General features: G+C 65.3%; 18 protein-coding genes. 14 read left to right on the top strand and 4 right to left on the bottom strand.

Going from position 1 to position 19,448, the window contains the following annotated elements; all coding sequences use genetic code 11:
* Nucleotides 1-5 precede the first annotated feature (5 nt).
* The 7 genes from WDM94_01070 to WDM94_01040 all read left to right on the top strand — a co-directional run bounded on the left by WDM94_01070 (nt 6) and on the right by WDM94_01040 (nt 6,421).
* The gene (locus WDM94_01070) at nt 6-905 is read left to right on the top strand and encodes a carbohydrate ABC transporter permease (protein MEJ0011219.1); all 900 of its coding nucleotides are present in this window, start codon (nt 6-8) and stop codon (nt 903-905) included.
* Nucleotides 906-908: 3 nt separating this feature from the next.
* Nucleotides 909-1,994, top strand: a complete 1,086-nt coding sequence (locus WDM94_01065) for an ABC transporter ATP-binding protein (GenBank protein MEJ0011218.1) — start codon at nt 909-911, stop codon at nt 1,992-1,994.
* 42 nt (nt 1,995-2,036) lie between these two features.
* Nucleotides 2,037-2,798 (top strand): sugar phosphate isomerase/epimerase, encoded by a 762-nt coding sequence (locus tag WDM94_01060; protein MEJ0011217.1) that lies wholly within the window; start codon nt 2,037-2,039, stop codon nt 2,796-2,798.
* Nucleotides 2,799-2,803: 5 nt separating this feature from the next.
* A complete protein-coding gene (locus tag WDM94_01055; GenBank protein MEJ0011216.1) occupies nt 2,804-3,949 on the top strand; it encodes a Gfo/Idh/MocA family oxidoreductase in 1,146 nt (381 codons plus the stop codon).
* Nucleotides 3,950-4,014: 65 nt separating this feature from the next.
* Entirely contained in the window at nt 4,015-4,821 is an 807-nt protein-coding gene (locus WDM94_01050) for an NAD(P)-dependent oxidoreductase (protein ID MEJ0011215.1), read from the top strand.
* 417 nt (nt 4,822-5,238) lie between these two features.
* Nucleotides 5,239-5,697 carry a TerB family tellurite resistance protein gene (locus WDM94_01045; GenBank protein ID MEJ0011214.1) on the top strand — a complete coding sequence of 153 codons (459 nt, stop codon included), beginning with the start codon at nt 5,239-5,241 and terminating at the stop codon, nt 5,695-5,697.
* Complete coding sequence (locus tag WDM94_01040; GenBank protein MEJ0011213.1) at nt 5,684-6,421, top strand: glutamine amidotransferase; 738 nt, start codon at nt 5,684-5,686, stop codon at nt 6,419-6,421. Before WDM94_01045 ends, WDM94_01040 begins: the two co-directional genes overlap by 14 nt.
* 590 nt (nt 6,422-7,011) lie before the next feature.
* Here the strand turns inward: WDM94_01040 and WDM94_01035 are convergent.
* On the bottom strand, nt 7,012-7,599 hold the full coding sequence (locus tag WDM94_01035; GenBank protein MEJ0011212.1) for a tetratricopeptide repeat protein: 588 nt from the start codon (nt 7,597-7,599) through the stop codon (nt 7,012-7,014).
* 85 nt (nt 7,600-7,684) lie between these two features.
* On the opposite strand from WDM94_01035, the gene WDM94_01030 reads away from it, so the two are divergent.
* Nucleotides 7,685-8,233, top strand: a complete 549-nt coding sequence (locus WDM94_01030) for a sigma-70 family RNA polymerase sigma factor (GenBank protein ID MEJ0011211.1) — start codon at nt 7,685-7,687, stop codon at nt 8,231-8,233.
* On the top strand, nt 8,223-9,008 hold the full coding sequence (locus tag WDM94_01025; protein MEJ0011210.1) for a hypothetical protein: 786 nt from the start codon (nt 8,223-8,225) through the stop codon (nt 9,006-9,008). The genes WDM94_01030 and WDM94_01025 overlap by 11 nt, the downstream gene beginning before the upstream one ends.
* On the opposite strand, the gene WDM94_01020 is transcribed toward WDM94_01025, so the two are convergent.
* Entirely contained in the window at nt 9,005-10,492 is a 1,488-nt protein-coding gene (locus WDM94_01020) for an MDR family MFS transporter (GenBank protein ID MEJ0011209.1), read from the bottom strand. The genes WDM94_01025 and WDM94_01020 overlap by 4 nt on opposite strands.
* Before the next feature lie 211 nt (nt 10,493-10,703).
* Between WDM94_01020 and WDM94_01015 the strand changes: the two genes are divergently transcribed.
* Nucleotides 10,704-12,134: an adenylate/guanylate cyclase domain-containing protein gene (locus WDM94_01015; protein MEJ0011208.1), complete on the top strand. Its 1,431-nt coding sequence runs from the start codon at nt 10,704-10,706 to the stop codon at nt 12,132-12,134.
* A gap of 90 nt (nt 12,135-12,224) precedes the next feature.
* On the opposite strand, the gene WDM94_01010 is transcribed toward WDM94_01015, so the two are convergent.
* Nucleotides 12,225-13,016, bottom strand: coding sequence for a GntR family transcriptional regulator (locus WDM94_01010; protein ID MEJ0011207.1), 792 nt, complete (start codon nt 13,014-13,016; stop codon nt 12,225-12,227).
* Nucleotides 13,017-13,157: 141 nt separating this feature from the next.
* The gene (locus WDM94_01005) at nt 13,158-14,528 is read right to left on the bottom strand and encodes an MmgE/PrpD family protein (protein MEJ0011206.1); all 1,371 of its coding nucleotides are present in this window, start codon (nt 14,526-14,528) and stop codon (nt 13,158-13,160) included.
* Nucleotides 14,529-14,878: 350 nt separating this feature from the next.
* Here WDM94_01005 and WDM94_01000 point away from each other — a divergent pair, with 350 nt between their 5' ends.
* From WDM94_01000 to rraA, 4 genes are all read left to right on the top strand, one after another.
* Nucleotides 14,879-16,012 carry a CapA family protein gene (locus tag WDM94_01000; GenBank protein MEJ0011205.1) on the top strand — a complete coding sequence of 378 codons (1,134 nt, stop codon included), beginning with the start codon at nt 14,879-14,881 and terminating at the stop codon, nt 16,010-16,012.
* A gap of 115 nt (nt 16,013-16,127) precedes the next feature.
* Entirely contained in the window at nt 16,128-17,789 is a 1,662-nt protein-coding gene (locus WDM94_00995; protein ID MEJ0011204.1) for an ABC transporter substrate-binding protein, read from the top strand.
* A 171-nt stretch (nt 17,790-17,960) separates the two neighbouring features.
* On the top strand, nt 17,961-18,902 hold the full coding sequence (locus WDM94_00990; GenBank protein ID MEJ0011203.1) for an aldo/keto reductase: 942 nt from the start codon (nt 17,961-17,963) through the stop codon (nt 18,900-18,902).
* 19 nt (nt 18,903-18,921) lie between these two features.
* Nucleotides 18,922-19,404 carry a ribonuclease E activity regulator RraA gene (gene rraA / locus WDM94_00985; protein MEJ0011202.1) on the top strand — a complete coding sequence of 161 codons (483 nt, stop codon included), beginning with the start codon at nt 18,922-18,924 and terminating at the stop codon, nt 19,402-19,404.
* The last annotated feature ends 44 nt before the right edge of the window (nt 19,405-19,448 follow it).

The following is a 19,448-nucleotide window of genomic DNA, read 5'->3' as shown; positions in this document are numbered from 1 at the left end:
CCCCGTTGAGCAGCACCGCGCTTGCCATTGACCCGACAGGGCCGCGTCCGATCCGGCGCTTCGCGCCGTCGCGCATCTTCATCTATGCGGTCCTGATCATCTCGGCGATCTACTTCCTGATCCCGCTCTACATCATGATCTCGACGTCGCTGAAGGGGCTCGAGGAAGTCCGCCTTGGCAACATCTTCTCGCTGCCCATGCACATCACCTTCGATGCGTGGGACAAGGCATGGAACAAGGCGTGCACCGGGCTCGAGTGCCTCGGCATGCACACCAACTTCTGGAACTCGGTGAAGATCACGGTGCCGAGCGTCATCGTCTCGATCGCGATTGGCGCGGTCAACGGCTACGCGCTCGCCAACTGGCGCTTCAAGGGCTCGGAATTCTTCTTCATCATCCTGCTCGTCGGGTCGTTCGTTCCCTACCAGGTGATGATCTATCCGCTCGTGCTGCTCACGTCGAAGATGGGCATCTACTCGACGCTGTGGGCGGTCATCATGATCCACTCGATCTTCGGCATGCCGGTGCTGACGCTGCTGTTCCGCAACTATTTCGCGTCGCTGCCGGCCGAGCTGTTCAAGGCGGCGCGCGTCGACGGCGCCGGCTTCTGGGGCGTGTTCTTCAAGATCATGCTGCCGATGTCGCTGCCGATCTTCACGGTGGCGCTCATCCTGCAGGTCACCGGCATCTGGAACGACTTCCTGTTCGGCGTGATCTTCGCCGGGCCGACCAACTATCCGATGACGGTGAAGCTCAACAACATCGTCAACTCGATCCAGGGCGTGCGCGAATACAACGTCAACATGGCGGCGACGATCCTGACCGGCCTCGTGCCGCTCACCATCTATTTCGTTTCGGGCAGACTATTCGTGCGCGGCATCGCTGCCGGTGCGGTGAAAGGGTAGACGATGGCGCATGTTTCGGTTCGCAATCTCGAGGTCACCTTCGGCAATCTGAAGGTTCTGCAAAACCTCAATGTCGACGTCGAGGAGGGCGAATTCCTCGTGCTGCTCGGGCCGTCGGGCTGCGGCAAGTCGACCCTGCTCAACTCGATCGCCGGCCTGCTCGACATTTCGGGCGGCCAGATCTGGATCGCCGGCGACAACGTCACCTGGAAGGAGCCCAAGGACCGGCACATCGGCATGGTGTTCCAGTCCTACGCGCTCTACCCGCGCATGACGGTCGAGGGCAACCTGTCGTTCGGCCTCAAGACGGCGCGCGTCGCCAAGCCCGAGATCGCCAAGCGCATCAAGGCGGCGGCCGATCTCCTGCAGATCCAGCCGCTGATGAAGCGGCGGCCCTTCGAGCTTTCCGGCGGCCAGCGCCAGCGTGTCGCCATCGGCCGCGCGCTGGTGCGCGACGTCGAGGTGTTCCTGTTCGACGAGCCGCTGTCGAACCTCGACGCCAAGCTGCGCACCGAGCTCCGCGTCGAACTGAAGAAGCTGCACATCCAGCTCGGCTCGACGATGATCTACGTCACGCACGACCAGATCGAGGCGCTGACGCTCGCCGACCGCATCGCGGTCATGCACAATGGCCTCATCCAGCAGCTTGCCTCGCCTAAGGAAATCTACCGCCGGCCGATCAACCGGTTCGTCGCGGGCTTCGTCGGCTCGCCGGCGATGAACTTCCTCGACGGCAAGATCAAGAAGGCGAACGGCACTGTTGTGGTGGCGCTCGACGACGGCAGCGAGGTTCCGCTCAACGGCTACAACTTCATCGGCGCGCCGGCCGAAGGGCAGCCGATCGCGCTCGGCGTGCGCCCGGAGCAGCTTTCGGTGAAGGACCTGAACGGCCACGCGACGCTGCCCGTGACGGTTTCACTCATCGATCCGATGGGCGCCGATGCGCTACTGTGGGGCACGGTCGGCAAGAACATGATGTCGGTGCGTATCGGTCCGGAGGACGGATACGCGATCGGCGAAACGGTTCGCGCCGGCTTCGATCCTTCGGCGGCTTCGATCTTCGATGCGGAGAGCGGCGCGCGCCTTTAGGCCTTCCACTCCCAGTCACCCGCAAACACGAAGAATAAAGCCATGGCGAACTACCGGATTTCGTTCCAGCTCTACGGCGCGCGCAAATTTCCGCCGCTGGAGCCGGTGCTGGAGGGTCTCGCGGCGATCGGCTACGACGCCGTCGAGCCGTACGGCGGCAACTTCCAGGCCGACCCCAAGGGCCTGCGCGTGAAGGCGGACGCGCTCGGTCTCGCGATCCCGACCGCGCACATGCCGCTCGCCGATCTGGAAGCCGACCGCGCCAAGGTCATCGATCAGGCAAAGACGCTGGGCCTCGAGACCGTGATCATCCCGCACGTCGGCGGCGATGCGCGGCCCTCGACGGTAGAAGGCTGGAAGGCGTTCGGACATCGCCTGTCGGAGCACGCCGGCCATCTCGCCGAGGCCGGGCTGAAGCTCGGCTGGCACAACCACGATTTCGAATACGCCAAGCTGCCCGACGGCTCGCGGCCGATCGACCACATCCTCGCCGGCAACGGCGTGCGCTTCGAGGCCGACATCGGCTGGATCTTCCGCGCCGGTGCGGACTCGGCGACCGAGATCAGGAAGGAAGCCGGCAAGATCGCCGCGTTCCACATCAAGGATACGACCAAGCCGATCGTCGCCAAGGACGATGGCTGGACCGACGTCGGTGCCGGCGTCATCGACTGGAAGGCGCTGCTGCCGGCGATCTCGTCGACCGGCTCCAACCTGCTGGTGATGGAGCACGACAACCCGTCGGACTGGCGTTCGTACGCGGCCAATTCCTACAAGTACGTCTCCGGTCTGATCGGAAGGGGCTAGGTTTTATGGCATCGAAGGCCAAGGTCGGCATCATCGGTTGCGGCAACATCTCCGAGGCGTATCTCCGCCTCGCGCCGCGCTTCAGCAACGTCGAGATCGTGGCGGTCGCCGACATCGTTCCGGAAGTCGCGAAGAAGCGCGCCGAGCAGTTTTCGGTCAAGGCGCTGACGCCCGACAACCTGCTCAAGGAAAAAGACATCGAAGTGGTGGTGAACCTCACCATCCCGGCGGTGCACTACGACATTACCAAGTCGATCCTCACCGCGGACAAGCACGCCTATACCGAGAAGCCGCTGGCGCTCAACGCCAAGGACGCGGCCAAGCTCGTCAAGGAAGCCGACAAGCGCGGCCTGAAGCTCGGCAGCGCGCCGGACACCTTCCTCGGCGCCGGCGCGCAGACCGTGCGCCAGTTGCTCGACAAGGGCACCATCGGCAAGGTCGTCGGCGGCACCGCCTACGTCATGAGCCACGGCATGGAGCACTGGCATCCGAGCCCCGGCTTCTTCTTCCAGCCGGGCGCCGGTCCGGTGTTCGACGTCGGCGTCTACTACATCACGACGCTGGTCAGCCTGCTCGGCGGCGTGAAGAGCGTGACGGCGATGGCCTCGATGGGCTCGCCGACGCGCCTGGTCACGGCCGAGGGCCCGCTCAAGGGCAAGAAGATCAAGGTTTCGACGCCGACCAACATCAACGCGATTCTCGAATTCGCGAACGGCGCGCAGATCACGCTCGGCGCCTCGTGGGACGTGTGGAAGCACGGCCATCCGAACCCGATCGAGTTCTACGGCACGGAAGGCTCGATGCTGGTGCCGGACCCGAACTTCTTCTCGGGCAAGATCCTCTATTCCTCGCGCGGCGGCGACTACGTAGAGGTCGACAGCGCCGGCGGTTCGTTCGGCGCTTACAACTGGCCGCCGAGCGAGCCGACGCGCGCCAACTACCGCATGCTCGGCGTCTCGGATCTGGTCGATGCGGCCCGCTCGAAGCGCGAGCCGCGCTGCTCGGGCCGGCTTGCCGCGCATGTCGTCGAGGTGATGGAGGCGATCCTGACCTCGCCGGCGAAGCGCAGCTTCGTCACGATCAAGTCGACGGTCGAGCGGCCGGCGCCAGTCACCGCCGCGGTCGCCAAGCGGCTTGCCGCGGCGGCGTGATGCAATCGCATACGGATTGAACGAGCGGGGGCCTTCGGGTCCCCGTTTCCGTTCGGAGGCTTGAGATGAAGCGTATCCTGATCACCGGCGGGGCGGGCGGCGTCGCGACCGGGCTCAGGCCGTTGCTGCGCCCGCATTATCTGGTGCGGCTGTCCGACCAGCGGCCGGTTGCCGATCTCGTTGCCGGCGAGGAAGAAGCGCCGGCCTCGCTCGGCGATCTTGCCGCTCTCCGCCGTGCGGTCGCGGGCTGCGACGGCGTCGTGCATCTCGGCGGCTACGCCTACGAGGCGGAGTGGGAAACGATCCTCGCGTCGAACATCGTCGGCGTGCACAACGTCTTCGAGGCGGCGCGGCTGGAGGGCGTGCGGCGCATCGTCTTCGCTTCCAGCAACCACGCGATGGGCTTCTACCCCAAGGCCGAGACGATCCCGGTCGACGTCAGCGTGCGGCCCGATTCGCGCTACGGCCTCAGCAAGGCGTTCGGCGAGGCGCTCGGCAGCCTCTACGCCGACAAGTACGGCGCCGAGGTGCTGTCGATCCGCATCGGGCACGTGGTGGCGAAGCCGTTCGACCGGCGGCGGCTGGCGATCTGGATCAGCCGGCGCGATCTCGCGCAACTGATCCGCATCGGGCTCGACCATCCGGACGTCAAAAACGACATCGTCTACGGCATGTCGGACAACAGGCGCGCCTGGTGGACCAACGAGCGGGCCGAGGCGCTGGGCTACCGGCCGGTCGACCGCTCGGAGGACTATGCCGCCGAGTCGCTCGCCAACGACCACAGCGACATGACCGGCGACCCCAGGGCCGACCTCAACCAGGGCGGCGAGTTCTGCATCGTCGAAAAACTCGCAGCCGTGCGAACCAGTTAGCCGGCGTCTTCCACCGTTTTCCCCGCTACACGGCGCCCCACGCGAGATGCTTGCAAACGCGGGTCAGTTTTCGCAGAATCATTTGCGTAGTGATTCGCCGCGCCAATGGCCCGAAGCGTTTCGCTACTGAGAAAGTTTTAGGGGCGTAGTCGGTGTTGAATTAATAGTGTCGCCATTGTCCATTCGGTGATCACCTAGTTTTTCTTCAGGCACTTTCGTTCTTTCATCTTATTGGCCCGCTTTTTGGTTCGGGCGGTCGTTCTAGGGACGCAGTCTCATTCGGGTTTGAGTCTTGCCTCAAAACCGCCGGTCCGCCCGGCGGTTTTTCTTTTTTGGCGAGCTGCGACGGCGGGCGGCGTTTCCCAGCCTCCCGCGATGCGACTAGAGTGGCGCGACTTTCCTTGCCGGAGCGCCCGTTTGCTCGCCGCCATCAAGCGATTCCTCAGCGAAGCGACCGCCCAGCGTGCGCCCGGGCCGGCCGCCGAGGACGAGCTGCAGCTCGCCGCCGCGGCGTTGCTTTTCCACGTCATCGCGATCGACGGCGTCGTTTCGGACGACGAGCGCACGATGCTGACCGACCTCCTGTCGCGCCGCTTTGCCCTGTCGGTCGACGAGGCGGCGTCGCTGGCGAAGAAGGCCGAGGGCGCCGATGCCGAGGCGGTCGATCTTTACGGCTTCACCAGCGTGCTCAAGCGGCGCCTGGAAATCGGCGACCGCGAGCGCATCATCGAGATGATGTGGAAGCTGGTCTACGCCGACGGCACGGTGCACGAATTCGAGGACAACGCGGTGTGGCGCGTGGCCGAGCTGCTCGCCGTGCCGACGGCGACGCGCATCGCGCTGAAGAAGAAGGTGCGCGACAGTGGCCGCCACTAGCCACAAGCCGATCCTGATCGTGCTCCACCAGGAGCAGTCGACGCCGGGCCGCGTCGGCCACCGGCTGGTCGATCGCGGCCACCGCCTCGATATTCGCCGCCCGCGCTTCGGCGACGCATTGCCCACAACGCTGGCGGAGCATGCCGGCGCGGTGATCTTCGGCGGGCCGATGAGCGTTAACGATCCCGACGACTACGTGAAGCAGGAGACCGACTGGATCGACGTGCCGCTCCGCGAAGGGGCGCCGTTTCTCGGTCTCTGCCTTGGCGCGCAGATGCTGGCGCGCCATCTCGGCGCCGCGGTCGGGCCGCACGGCGACGGCCACATCGAGGTCGGCTGGTTCGGACTGAAGGCAACCGAGGCGGGCCGCAAGCTGATGCGCTGGCCGGACCGCGTGCATCAGTTCCATCGCGAAGGCTTCGGCCTGCCGGTCGGCGCGACGCTGCTTGCCGAGGGCGCGGCCGAGACGTTTCCGAACCAGGCGTTCGTGTACGGACCGGCGGCGTTCGCGATCCAGTTCCACATCGAGCTGACGACGGCGATGGTCAACCGCTGGACCCAGCGCATGGGCGAGCGTCCGTCGGCGCCGGGCAAGCAGGACCGCGAATATCACTTCGAAGGCCGCGCGCTACACGACTGGCAGACCGCGGCTTTTCTCGATGGATTCATCGATCTCTGGCTGTCGCGCGATACGCGCGTCGCGGCCCGCGAGGCGGCGGAGTAACACCTCGCAAATTGCGAAACGGTTCGCGTTTCGCAACGGCGCGGCGGTTAATTTTTCTTTAATAAAATCAATCGATTGCGATTGATTGCCGGCCATTGCCTAGGGCTGGTGGCGCTGCGACTGGCAAGCGGCTTGCGATGAGGGATGCCAAGCTGGCCATCGGTTGTGCGTCGGCCAGCGAGAGAACTGGGCGGGGGAGGGCACCAAAAGCCGTCGACCCCCGGCATCGCTCTTTCCCGTCCGGTCACTCTTCTCCTCGTTGTCGTCCCCGCGCAGGCGGGGACCCAGTAGACACCGGCGGATCAGGGGTGATCCGGCCGCGCATCGCTGCGTCTTAGTTTTCACCAGCGGCGTGTATTAGGTCCCCGCCTGCGCGGGGACACAGTGAGTGCTGATCGCCGTTCTCCACCACACTCCAACGTCACCCCGGCGAAAGCCGGGGTCCAGCGCAGTCGTCAGCGTCCGCCGAGGTCCTCGCGCACTGGATCCCGGCTTTCGCCGGGATGACGATTGTGGGGATGCGGCGACGGAGTTCCTCCGCCACCGTCACCGTCTACGGCGTTGCCGCCTTCGCGGGGACGACAGCGGTGCTAGTGCCACACCCCGTCGCCAATCAGCGCCGTCTGCAGATCCCGATACTGCTCGCACGTCGTGCCGCACAGCTTGGCCAGCGTGTCGAGTTCCAGTTCGGCGAGATCGACGCGGCCGGCGGCGAGGTAGCCTTCGCCGAGGTACTCGTGCGTGTGGACGTTGTCGGGATCGAGCGCCAGCGCCTGATGATAGATGGCGATGCCTTCCTCGGTGTGGCCGAGCTTGCGCTGGGAGTAGCCGATCATGGTCAGCGTCATGGCGTCGTTCTGATTCTTGATCGCGGCGAAGGTAGCGAGGGCGTCCTGGTAGTAGCCGGCGAGCGCCAGCGCGCGCCCCTGCTCGTAGAGGGCGCGGTCGTCCATCAAACTGGCGTTGACGGTGACGCAGATCTTCTTGGCCTCGTCGTACTTGGTGCCCTTGGCGCAGGGGACGCACGTCGACTTGTCGGCGTTGGGCACCTCGGGCGCCTTACAGGCCACAGGTGTCGGCGTGGCGGCCGGTGCGTCGTCCACGGCGAAAACCGGCGCGGCGGGGAGAGCGAAGGCGAGGGCGACGACGGCGAAAAGCACGTTGATCGATCGGCGCATAGCACGACTCCTGTTCAGGTCCGCGGCATCCCGGTAAGCTTCCCACACATGAACACGAGGCAAGCGTACCAAATTCGTTCGGCGCATGGGCGGGGATAGTCACGATCCTGTGATCGCCGGCATCGGCGCCGAGCTCAAGCGGCTCTGGCGCTACGGCCTCGTCTTGTCGGGCAACCGCGACACGGCCGAGGACCTGGTCCAGGCGACGTGCGTGCGGGCGCTGGAGCGGGCGCATCAGTTCCAGTCCGGCACGCGCCTCGACCGCTGGCTTATCTCGATCCTGCACTCCATATGGCTGAACGAAGTCCGCGCCCGGAAAGTCCGGCAGGGGCAAGGACTTGTCGATGCCGACGCGGTGCTGGTGTTCGACGGATTGCGCGACACGGAAACGAATATTCTGGCCGCCCAGGTGTTGAGGGAGGTGCAGGATTTGCCGGAAGTGCAGCGCGAAACCGTTTACCTCGTTTACGTCGAGGGCCTCACCTACAAAGAGGCGGCCGAGGCGCTGACGGTGCCGATCGGCACGATCATGTCGCGCCTGGCGGCAGCGCGGTCGAAGCTTGCGGGACTTGGCAGCGATACGCACGCCGGGGCGGAAGGTGCCCGGCTGGAGAGTGGAAGACATGGCCGATAGCGCCGACAACGACGCGATCCTGACCGCATACCTCGACGGCGAACTCGACGCCGGCGAGCGCGCGGCGCTGGAGAAGCGCATGTTGGCCGAACCGCAGCTCAAGGTGCGGCTCGACCAGCTCGGCCGTGGCGGGCGCGCGTTCGGACCGGCCTACGACGCGCTGCTGTCGGCGGCGCCCGAGGCGCGCATGGCGGCGATGCTCGCCGATCTCGTGGCGCGGCACGAGCAGAGCGCCAGCCGGCGTTCGCGTTCGTCGTGGTGGTCGCTGCCGGCGATCGCGGCGGCGGTCGCGATTTTCGTTGCCGGCGGGCTCGCCGGCTACGCCGTGCCGACCCTGACGCACAAGGCGCCGGAGCCGCCGGGCTGGCGGCAGGTGGTCGCCGAGTATCAGGGGCTGACCACGACCGAGACTCTCGCCGCGATCCCGGACGACCAGCCGGCGATGACGCAGGAGCTTTCCAACATCGGCGGCAAGCTCGCGATCGACCTGTCGCCCGACAAGCTGGCGCTGCCCGACGCGACTCTGAAGCGGGCGCAACTGTTCCAGTTCCGCGGCCGGCCGCTGGTGCAGCTCGCCTATCTGTCGTCGGACAGCGGGCCGCTGGCGTTGTGCATCATCGCCAACGGCCGACCCGACGAGGGCGCCGCCTTCGAAATGCGCGAAGGCTTCAACATCGTCTTCTGGACCGACAACGGCCGCGGCTACATGCTGATCGGCAAGGCGCCGCGGGCTGCGCTCGAGGCTTACGCCGGGACGCTGCAGACGCGGGTCTAGTGCCCGGCGCCCATCTCGGCCATTTGCACGGCCGGCTTCCTGACGAAGAATGCCGTCAGAATCGCGAAGAGCGAGATCACGGCTCCGATGGTGAAGGCGACGCGGATGCCGCCCGCCAGCGCCTCGACCGGACTTGCGCCGGCGGCGGCGCGTGACGCCGTCTGCAGCGACATCACCGCCACGAACAACGCGACGCCCGCCGCACCGGCCAACTGCTGCGTCGACCCGAGGATGGCGCTGCCGTGCGAGTAGAGCTGAGGCTTTATGGAGCCGAGGCTGGTCGTGAAGAGCGGCGTGAACAGGAACGCGAGGCCGAGGCTGAATATTACGTGCCCGGCGAGAATGAACGGCACCGGCGTCGTCGATCCAAGCTGGGTCATCGCCCACAGCACGGCGCTGACCGCGATGGCGCCCGGCACGACCAGCGGCCGCGGCCCGATACGGTCGAACAGCCGGCCGACATAGGGGCCGAGAAGTCCCATCAGCAAACTGCCCGGCATGAGCAGAAGGCCGGTCTGCAGGGTGGTGAGGCCGCGCACGTTCTGCATGTAGATCGGCAGCAGGATGATCGTGCCGAACATCGCCATCATCATGATCACGAACATCGTCACCGAGATCGTGAAATCCCGCGAGGCGAAAGTGCGAAGGTCGAGCAGCGCCCTGTCGTGCGCCTGCAACTGGATCTGCCGCGCCACGAAAATCACCATCGCGACGATGCCGATCGCGAGCGGGATCCAGGCGGGGACGATGCCGCCTTCGCTGCCCGCCGGCTCGCCGAAGCTCGAGAGGCCGTAGACCAGGCCGCCAAATGCCAGCGCCGAGAGGATCACGGAGAGGATGTCGAGCGGCGCGTAGCGCGTCGTTGTCACGTTGCGGAGCAGGGTCGTGCCCAGGGCCAGCGCGGCCAGCGCGATCGGCAGCACGAGGATGAACATCCAGCGCCAGCTCAGATAGTTGAGGATCAGGCCCGACAGCGTCGGCCCCAGCGCCGGCGCGACCGATATGACGATCGAGATGTTACCCATCATCTTGCCGCGTGCTGCCGGCGGGACCAGCGTCATGACGGTGGTCATCAGCAGCGGCATCATGATCGCCGTTCCCGAGGCCTGGACGACGCGCCCGAAGATAAGCACCGGCAGGCCGGGCGCGATTGCCGCGATCAGCGTGCCGATGCTGAACAGCGACATCGCCAGGATGAAGATCGGGCGCGTGTTGATGCGCTGGATCAGGAAGCCGGTGACCGGAATGACCACCGCCATCGTCAGAAGGAACGCGGTCGTCAGCCACTGCGCCGCAGTTGCCGTCGCGTTGAGGTCGGCCATCAGGTGCGGCAGCGCCACCGCCATGATCGTCTCGTTGAGAATCACCACGAACGCCGAGACGATCAGCAGATAGATGACCGAGAGATTCTTCGGGCTGATCGTCGTCGCTGCCTCATCGACGGCGGCGGGCGAAGAAGCTGCATCAATGGCTTCGACGGTCATCGGACGCTCCAATGCTTCTCGGGTGACGGACGGGGCGGGGCTTCTGCCACAAAACGCGGGTGGCGCGATAGCCCTGTGCCAGGCGCGCGGGCATAAGCCATGGGCATGTGTCAAAAACGCGACGCTGGCCAGCGTCGCCGCTCGCTGGGCCCGCGAGCCCCGGCTGACCGCTTAAGGCAAGGGCATGCCATAGTACGTCAGCATCACGGCCATGAAGCGAGACCGGCGCAATGCCTCCCGCATTCCCTTTCCGCACGGCAGCCATCCTCAAGCACCCGCCCAGGCGGCCATGAACCCTAAACCGCCAAGCGCTGCTTCGAGGGAGCCGCACCGCGATCCTCGGGCCCCGGCGCAACGGCTTGAGACCGCCTTTGCAGCGGAAGAGCGCAACGGGCTGAAGCTTGCCTTCAGGCTTCGGCTGGCGGCGCTCGGGCTGGTCGCGATCTTTCTGACCGCCGTGAATCCGTTCCCCGACGTCCTTTACTATTATGCGCTCCTGCTGGGGTTCATCGTGACCGGAGCGGCGTCTCTGGTTCCACGGCCGGAAGGCACGGGAACGCCGGAATGGACGCGATGGGCCGTCCCTCTCGCCGATCTTGCGCTGGCCACTTTCGCCGTCGTCTATCCCAATCCGTTCGGGGTCAGCGACTTCTCGGACTTGCCGATGCTGCTGCGCTCCGACAATCTCGTTTTCCCCGTGATCCTGATCGCCCTTTCCACCCTGACCAGTTCTCCCCGTCAGGTGCTCTGGACCGGAACTGCTGCGGCCATCATGTGGACCCTGGCCTCCTTCTGGGTCGCCGGCCTGCCCGGGCTGCGGTGGTCAACCATGGGCACCGATCCGCACGCCGTCATGGCTCATTCTCTCGTGAAGCAGGACTTTCTCCTGCTGGTCGTCGCCGGTCTGCTTTCCGGTGCGGTTAACCGCTCGCGGGCGCTCACTTTGCGCCAAGTGAAATCGGAGCGCGAACGCACGCAGCTTGCCCGCTATTTCTCCACGAACCTCGTCGAGCAACTCGCCGATGCGGATCGGCCGCTGAGCGAAGTGCGGGAGCAGACGGTCGCCATTCTCTTTGCCGACATCATCGGCTTCACGAGCCTTGGCGAGAAATTATCGCCGGTCGACCTGATCGGGCTGCTGCGGGAATTTCATCAGCGCATGCAAGCGGCGGTATTCGCCAACCACGGCACGCTCGACAAGTACCTTGGCGACGGCCTCATGGCGACCTTCGGCACTCCGAAGACCACTCCTCGCGATGCCGCCAATGCGCTCGCGGCGGCGCGGGACATGACGACCGCGCTGACTGCCTGGAATCGGAACCGGCAAGAGCAAGGCCAGCCGGTCATTCGTGTCGGCGTCGGATTGCACTGGGGACCGGTCGTGCTGGGCGACATCGGGGGCGACCATCGGCTCGAATTCGCTACGATCGGCGACACCGTGAATATCGCAAGCCGCCTCGAACATGCGACTCGCGACCTGGACGCCGATATCGTTGCCAGCATCGATCTGGTCGACGCTATGCGTGCCTGCGTGGGCGCGGACGAAGCTCAGGGTCTACTACTGGGATTCGCGGCGCCGACGCCGCATCCGGTGCGCGGGCGAAGCACACCGTTGGAGGTTTTTGCTCGCGTTCGCGTGTAGTTGGCGGAGCCGCTCCGCGATCGGCCGCACGCGGAAGGGCCGGTGTCTCGGTGGAGGACGTCAACCGACTAGCGCACTTCGGACCAGGCGCTAGAGTTTTGGCGAGTCACCGCGGGCCGAGCCTTCGGTGGCGGGCCGCTTTTGGTAGGTCCGCTCCGTCACCGGTATCGGTGTCGCCGTCTGCGCGTGCTGTGCCGCCAGCCATTCCTTGACGTTGGTCAGCTTGTTGGAGAGATGCTCGCGCAGAATCTTCGCCAGCGCCGCGCCGTCTCTTGCCGTCAGGGCCGCGAGGATTTGCTCGTGTTCCTTGATCGCGCGCTCCCAGCGCTCGGGCGACAGGTTGGCCGCGAAACGGGCGGTGAGGACGTAGCCCGGCAGCGCCCGGTAGGTCGACTTCAGCGTCTCGTTCCGCGTGGCTTCGCGAATCGCCTCGTGAATCGCCTGGTTCAGTTTCCTGTAGCGCTGTTGATTGCCGCGCTTCCACTGCACCACCATCGCTTCATGCAATTTGCGGATTTCGGCGACTTCCCGGTCGGTGATGCGCTGGCAGGCGATCTCACCCGAGAGAGCTTCGAGCGCGCCGCCGACCAGAAAGAGTTCCTCGAGGCTTTTGATCGTGAGGGCGTTGACGACGGCACCGCGATTGGGGAGCAGGCGGACCGCGCCTTCCGACGCCAGCACTTTCAGCGCCTCGCGCAGCGGCGTGCGCGACACGCCGAAACGTTCGCATAGCTCGCGCTCCGATATTTTCTGTGCCGGCCGCAAATAGCCGTCGACGATCAGGTCGCGGATGCGTTCCGTCAGCTCATCGTGCAGTGCGCGACGCGGAATGGAAACAGCTGCAGAAGATCTCATATCCAACCGGGTTTCACTCGCCCCCAACAATTGGCGCAGACGCTAGGCGTTTGGCTGATGTCGGCAAGCCCGTATATAGGCCCTTCGTCCGACGGCTCGCAACTTGTGATCGTTGCGGGCCGCCGGGCCGCACCATGCCATCGTCGGTCGAAACATGGCGCCGTACTTCTACTCGTAGACGATGGCGTCCAGCATGGGCGTCACCTTGTCCGCCGTCTCGATGGCACGTGCCGTGCGCACCGCCTTCTCGGCCGCGGCCTTGCCGAGCACCGGCTCGGCGAGGCCGAGGAACTTGGCATCCACCTCGTCATCGTTCATCGGGTTTTGCGGCGTGCCGCGCGGATTCTTGACCTCGATCACGGTCTTCTTGCCGTCGGTGCCGACCACGGTGGTGCGCAGGTAGTAGGTGAACGGATAGCTGCCGTCGCCCTTGTAGATCGCTTCGACGTCGGCCGGATTGTGCACCTTGATCTTGTTCATCAGCGGCCGGATGGCGGGATCGACGGCGAGCGCCGGCTCGTAGGAATTCACGGTGATGACGCCGTCCGTGAAGGTGCGGGCGAAGATGTAAGGCATGCTGTGATCCGCGGTCTCGCGCGTCTGCGGGTCCCACTTCTCCGGCTCGCTCGCCGTCTCGTGCCACGCCGACCAGTGCGTGTCGATGTCGATGGAGGCGATCTGATCGGCCTTCATCTTCTCGCGCAGCTGCAGGGCGGTCGGAACGATCGTCAGCGTGTTGCCCTCGACCGGCCAGAACTTGAGCTTGGTCGCCAGGATGATCCAGTTGCCGCCCTCGCTCGCCCATGGCTGCAGCTTGAAGGGACCGGTGATGAGATCCCAAAGCCCGTGGCGGCCTTCGAAGGATTTGTCGGGACCAGTGACGCCTTCGGCAGCGAGCAGCGAGGCGAATACGGCGTTGCGCGCGGCGAAGGCCGTCGCGGAGCCTTTCCAGTTCGACAGGGCACCGGCGCGGGATGTGCGCAGGGGCACGTTGGCGGTGCAGGTGATGGAGACGGCGTGGCTGATCTTCTCCGCCGAGAGACCCAGCAGATGTCCGACGCCGGCGGCGGTGCCGATGCCCACGGCGAAGCCCTGGTCCCATCCCTTCTCGCGGAGCTGCGTCGCCTTGGCCATGCGCACGCCGACCTCGTAGGCGACGACGAGCGAGGAGAGCAGCCGCTTGCCGTCGGCGCCGACGGATTCGGCGAGCGCCAGCAGTGCGCCGGTCATGTCGCTCGGATGGATGCCGTGTACCGCGTCGTTGAAGTCGAGGTAGCGGATCATCGACGTGTTGACGAAGGTCGCCGACTCGGCGCTGGCGCGTGAACGACTGCCGAGCACGCGGCCGGGATAGCGGTCGGGAGCGCCGCCGCCGGTGAGACGCTTGCCGGCGAGCACCGCGTTGCAATCCTTGCCGCCAAGCGCGACGCCGAGCGTGTCGATGAGACGGATTTTTGCGGCGGCTACGACTTCTTTCGGCAGGTCGGAATACTTCAGGTCGCTGGCATATTCGGCGATCCGGCGCGTTATCTCATCCATGGGTTTCCCTTCTCTGGCGCGCCCGCTTGAAAGGCGGGCTGTTGCTGGCAACCGCCGTCGGCGGCGAATGCCGTTGGCGCGCCCTACTATCGCAATCTCTCCGCCCCAGCACTACAAAAATCGAATTCAAAATGCATAATTAGACTTGACAGCGGAGGCGCGAGTTTGCGACGTTCGCGATCGGGAGAACAGGGAGGAAGACGCACAAAAGCGTCGCTATAGAGCTGAAAAAGCCCAAGCGATCCGTGCGTCCGGCGAACACGCCAAAACCCTTCACTGCGCAACCTGAGACGACTGCCGCGCCGGTTTTCCCGGCCGCGGAAACGCACAAAAACGGGATGTGGAAATCGATGAGTGACGGAAAGAATGGCGCGCTGACGTTCGCCGCAGTGGGAGATATCGGCGCGGTCGTGCACGAGACCGCCGACCATCTTTTCGAGCTCAACGCACACGTCCTGAAAGCGGCCGACATAACCTTCGGCCAGCTTGAGACGACTTATTCAACGCGCGGCGAGCGGCAACTCGGCGGCTTTCGCTGGAACGTGCCGTACCGTCCGCCGCTGGGGAACGTGCCGTCGTTTCGCCGCGTCGGTTTCGACATCATGTCGTTCGCCAGCAACCACAGCCTCGACTACGGCGTCGAAGCCTTCTTCGACACGATCGATCTGCTCAAGAAGAACGACATCGAAGTCGTCGGCGTCGGCAAGGATCTGGCCGAGGCGCGTAAGCCGGTGTTCATGGAACGCAACGGCGTGCGCGTCGCCTTCCTCGCCTACAACTCGATCCTGCCGCCAGGCTACGACGCGACTTACGACCGGCCGGGCACCAACCCGATACGCGTCTCCACCTTCTACGAGCAGGTCGACTGGCAGCCGGGAACGCCGCCGCGCATCGTCACGATGGCGAACAGCGAAGACCTAGAAGGCATGCGGGAGGATATCCGTAAGGTCCGCTCGCAGGCCGACATCGTCATCGTCGCGCAACACTCGGGCGTGCACCTCGTCCCGGACGTGTTGTGCATGTACCAGAAGGAAATCGCGCGCGCGGCCGTCGATTGCGGTGCTGACCTGGTGCTCCAGCATCACGCCCACCTGCTCGCCGGCGTCGAGATCTACAAGGGTAAGGGCATCTTCTACGGTCTCGGCAACTTCGCACAGGAGTCGTTCCGCGGAACGCTGCTCGAGACGTCTCTCGTGAAGGAGCATCACGAGTTCTACAAATTGAAGATCGACCCGGAGTGGAAGAATTTTCCGTTCCCGGGCGAGGCCCGCAAGACGATGATCGTCAAGGCGGCGATCACCAACAAGAAGATCACCAAGGTGGGCTTCGTGCCCTGCCTGACCAACCAGAAGGTCCAGGCCGAGGTGCTGCCCAAGAAGGATCCGCGCAGTCAGGTGGTCGTCGACTACGTCGCGGAGCTTTCGAGGAACCAGGGTTTCAACACGACTTTCTCATGGGAGGGTGACGAGATCGTCGTCGGCTGAACGCATGCGTGACGACGCGCTCGGGAGGCGCGGCGCCATGGTGAGGGAGAGTGGCGGCGATCGATTGCGCGCCAATAAGCGCAGTCCGTCCGCAAAAAACATTGGGAGGAAAACAATGAAGCCTGTTTCGACTACGGCGTCGGGTTCGCGCGGCGTGCGGCGGCGCACGGTGCTGGCCGGCCTCGCCGCCACGGCGGTCGCCGGTCCACTGAGCACGATCGTCGCGAAGGCGGCGGACGACGGCCCCGAGTTGCGGGTCGCCATGCAGGATTTCTACGGCGAGCAGCTCGATCCGATCATCGGCGGCAGCAACTCCAACTATCTGATGCTGCAGGGCCTGTACGACGGCGCCTTCGAGATCAACCCCGAAACCGGCGAAGTCGCGCCCGGCATCGTCAAGGCGTGGGAGACCGCGCCGGACGGCTTGTCGTGGACGTTCCACCTGCGCGACGACGTCGTCTTCCACGACGGCAGCAAGCTTACGGCCGACGACCTGGCCTACAGCTATGGCCGCGCGGTATCGAAGGAAGCCACCTACGGGTCCAACTGGCGCTCGATGCTCGGCGACACGCCGAACATCGAGGTGCTCGATCCGTACACGCTGCGCATTCATACGGCGGTGCCGCAGCCGCTGCTCGCCTACAGCTCGGCCGCGCCGGCGAACGAGCCGTACCTGGTGATCTTCCCGAAGGCGTACATCGAGAAGAACGGCATCGACAATTTCCGGGCGCATCCGATCGGCAGCGGACCGTACAAATTCGTCAGCCACACGCCGGGCGACAACATCCAGTTCGCGGCCGTCGATTATCCCCACTGGAGCGGCGTCACGCCGGACTTCAAGCGGCTGACCCTGTATCTCGTCCCCGAGGAATCGACGCGCAAGTCGATGATCGAGACCGACCAGATCGACGTCATCGAGGCGTCGATGGAGACCGCCAAGACCCTGAAGGACGAAGGCTTCGGCACGTTCTCCGGGATGGTGGCGCTGGCGCGCTTCTGGACCTTCGGCGCCTATCGCCCGCAGGCCAAGGGGCTGCCGCTCGCCGATGTGCGGGTGCGCGAGGCGCTGTCACTGGCGATCAACCGCCAGGAGATCATCGACACGATGTTCTACGGCCAGGCGCAGATGCCGCCGCCTTCGGCCGGCGCTACGCCCGACATGACCGCGGCGACGCGCCAGAAATGGGCCGACTGGTCCAAGCAGGCGTATCGCTACGATCCGGATGCCGCCAAGAAACTGCTCGCCGACGCGGGCTATCCCGACGGCTTCTCGTTCGACTTCTGGTCGGTGCCGGATTCCTCCGCGCCGTTCCTCGCCGATCTCGTGCTGGCGGTCGCCGGCTACTGGGAGAAGCTCGGCATCCACGCCAACGTCACCGCCGCCGACAAGGCCGCTTACCGCCAGGTACGCACGACCTCGAAGTCGCCGGCGCTGATCGGCAAGATGGCGTGCGATGCCTCGCCGGTGAATCGGCTTGGCCGCATCGACTTCGTCATCTGGACAAGTCAGTACGGCGTGCTCGACTTCCTCGCCGAGTCGCCGGACATCAAGGAGTTCGACGCCGACTACCTCGAAGCCAAGAGCAGCATGGACCCGGCTCATACGGCCGACCTGCTTGAGCGCATGGTCGAGATCAGCACCGCCAGCTGGTGCTGCCTGCCGATCGTCGCGGCCCCCGGCTTCTACGCAAACGGGAGGCACGTCTCGCTCACGTACCCGGTCTGGGGCCAAGGCCTCGGCAAGTACTTCGCGCAATGGAAGCACGTCCAGTCCTGAGGATAGTGAGATACCCCTAGACGCTCCCGAGACCGCGTCGAGCGCGTTTCGCCCATGCATACCGCAGCGTTGCGGTAGCCCTCGCATGACGGCGAAGCGTTCGGCGCGGCTCCGGAGAGGGGCAGCAACCCACCGGCGGCGTCGGCGTACGACGCCCCGTCGGAGACCCGCATGAAGTATCGCCAGCTCGGCCACACGGGATTGCGGGTCTCGCCGATTTGCGTGGGGTGCATGACCTTCGGTCGCGAGATCGACGAAGCAACTGCAACGCCGATCATCCGCAGGGCCCTCGACGAAGGGATCAATTTTTTCGATACCGCCAACACCTACGCCGGCGGCAAGTCGGAGGAGATCGTCGGCCGTGTCCTGAAATCGGAGCGCGACCGCGTCGTCGTCGCCACCAAGTTCGCCAATCCGACCGGCGAAGGCCCGAACGAGCGCGGTGCCTCGAGCCGCGTCGTCAAGAATGCGATCGATATCTCGCTGCGGCGTCTGCAGACCGACTACGTCGATCTCTACCAGGTCCATCAATTCGACCCCGACACTCCACTCGAAGAAACGCTGGGCGCCCTCGACGACATCGTTCGCGCCGGCAAGGTGCGCTACATCGGCTGCTCGAATTTCGCGGCCTGGCAGGTGATGAAGTCGCTGTGGATCAGCGACCGCCAGCGTGGGAGCAAATTCGTATCGCTGCAGCCGCGCTACAGCCTCGTCTACCGCGCGCCGGAGGCCGAGCTCCTGCCCATGTGCGAGGCGGAAGGGCTGGCGGTGATCAGCTATTCGCCGCTGGGCGGCGGTTTCCTCACGGGCAAATACAAGCCCGGCGTGCCACTGCCGCCGGACACGCGCATGAGCGCCACGACGCGATACCAGAAGCTTTACAGCCACGCGGCCAATTTCCGTATCGTGGAGGCGCTCGAATCCTATGCGCAGGCGCGGGGAACGCCGAAGGAGCAACTCGCGCTTGCCTGGGTCATGGCGCATCCGGCGGTGACGGCGCCGATCGTCGGCCTGCGTTCGATCGCGCAGCTCGAAACGGCGCTCTCGGCGCTGGCGCTCAACATGCCGCCCGATCAGCGCGACGAATTGAGCAAACTCGCCGACGAGGCGTGAGCATCATGGAGCATAACGAATGAGTCCGAAAACCGCCGACCTGTGCGACGCCTTCGAACAGGACGTCGCGATCGCCGAGCCGGTGTTCCGGGAATACGGCGGTGTCGCGGCCTTCCACGGCCGGGTTGCGACCGTGCGGCTTTATGAAGACAATCTGTTCCTGCGCCACACGACCGAGCAGCCGGGCGAGGGGCGTGTCCTGGTGATCGACGGTGGCGGATCGCTTCGCCGGGCGCTGATCGGCGGCAACGTCGCCGCGGTCGCCCACAAGAACGGCTGGGCGGGACTCGTCATCTACGGAGCGGTGCGCGACATCGTGGAACTCGCCGAGATACCGATCGGCATAAGGGCGCTCGCCTCCAATCCGCTGCGTCCGCGCGGCGACGGCTACGGCGAGAAGGACGTCACGGTCCGCGTTGCCGGCCTGACGATTGCTCCGGGCGATTATCTTTATGCCGACGAAGACGGACTGATCACGTCAAAGAAGGATCTGACGGCCTGATGCCGACCGCCGCGAACGCGCGACCGGCCGGCTAGTGATGTGAG

Origin of the sequence: Bauldia sp., assembly GCA_037200845.1 — a bacterium.
GTDB lineage: Bacteria > Pseudomonadota > Alphaproteobacteria > Rhizobiales > Kaistiaceae > DASZQY01.
This window is presented reverse-complemented; position numbering and strand designations above follow the sequence as displayed.

What these genes read in the sequence shown, in the direction of transcription:
- WDM94_01065 (MEJ0011218.1), top strand. Translation starts at nt 909, where the DNA reads ATGGCGCATGTTTCGGTTCGCAATCTCGAGGTCACCTTCGGCAATCTG.
- WDM94_01060 (MEJ0011217.1), top strand. Translation starts at nt 2,037, where the DNA reads ATGGCGAACTACCGGATTTCGTTCCAGCTCTACGGCGCGCGCAAATTT.
- WDM94_01055 (MEJ0011216.1), top strand. Translation starts at nt 2,804, where the DNA reads ATGGCATCGAAGGCCAAGGTCGGCATCATCGGTTGCGGCAACATCTCC.
- WDM94_01050 (MEJ0011215.1), top strand. Translation starts at nt 4,015, where the DNA reads ATGAAGCGTATCCTGATCACCGGCGGGGCGGGCGGCGTCGCGACCGGG.
- WDM94_01035 (MEJ0011212.1), bottom strand. Translation starts at nt 7,599, where the DNA reads ATGCGCCGATCGATCAACGTGCTTTTCGCCGTCGTCGCCCTCGCCTTC.
- WDM94_01030 (MEJ0011211.1), top strand. Translation starts at nt 7,685, where the DNA reads ATGGGCGGGGATAGTCACGATCCTGTGATCGCCGGCATCGGCGCCGAG.
- WDM94_01025 (MEJ0011210.1), top strand. Translation starts at nt 8,223, where the DNA reads ATGGCCGATAGCGCCGACAACGACGCGATCCTGACCGCATACCTCGAC.
- WDM94_01020 (MEJ0011209.1), bottom strand. Translation starts at nt 10,492, where the DNA reads ATGACCGTCGAAGCCATTGATGCAGCTTCTTCGCCCGCCGCCGTCGAT.
- WDM94_01015 (MEJ0011208.1), top strand. Translation starts at nt 10,704, where the DNA reads ATGAAGCGAGACCGGCGCAATGCCTCCCGCATTCCCTTTCCGCACGGC.
- WDM94_01005 (MEJ0011206.1), bottom strand. Translation starts at nt 14,528, where the DNA reads ATGGATGAGATAACGCGCCGGATCGCCGAATATGCCAGCGACCTGAAG.
- WDM94_01000 (MEJ0011205.1), top strand. Translation starts at nt 14,879, where the DNA reads ATGAGTGACGGAAAGAATGGCGCGCTGACGTTCGCCGCAGTGGGAGAT.
- WDM94_00995 (MEJ0011204.1), top strand. Translation starts at nt 16,128, where the DNA reads ATGAAGCCTGTTTCGACTACGGCGTCGGGTTCGCGCGGCGTGCGGCGG.
- WDM94_00990 (MEJ0011203.1), top strand. Translation starts at nt 17,961, where the DNA reads ATGAAGTATCGCCAGCTCGGCCACACGGGATTGCGGGTCTCGCCGATT.
- rraA (MEJ0011202.1), top strand. Translation starts at nt 18,922, where the DNA reads ATGAGTCCGAAAACCGCCGACCTGTGCGACGCCTTCGAACAGGACGTC.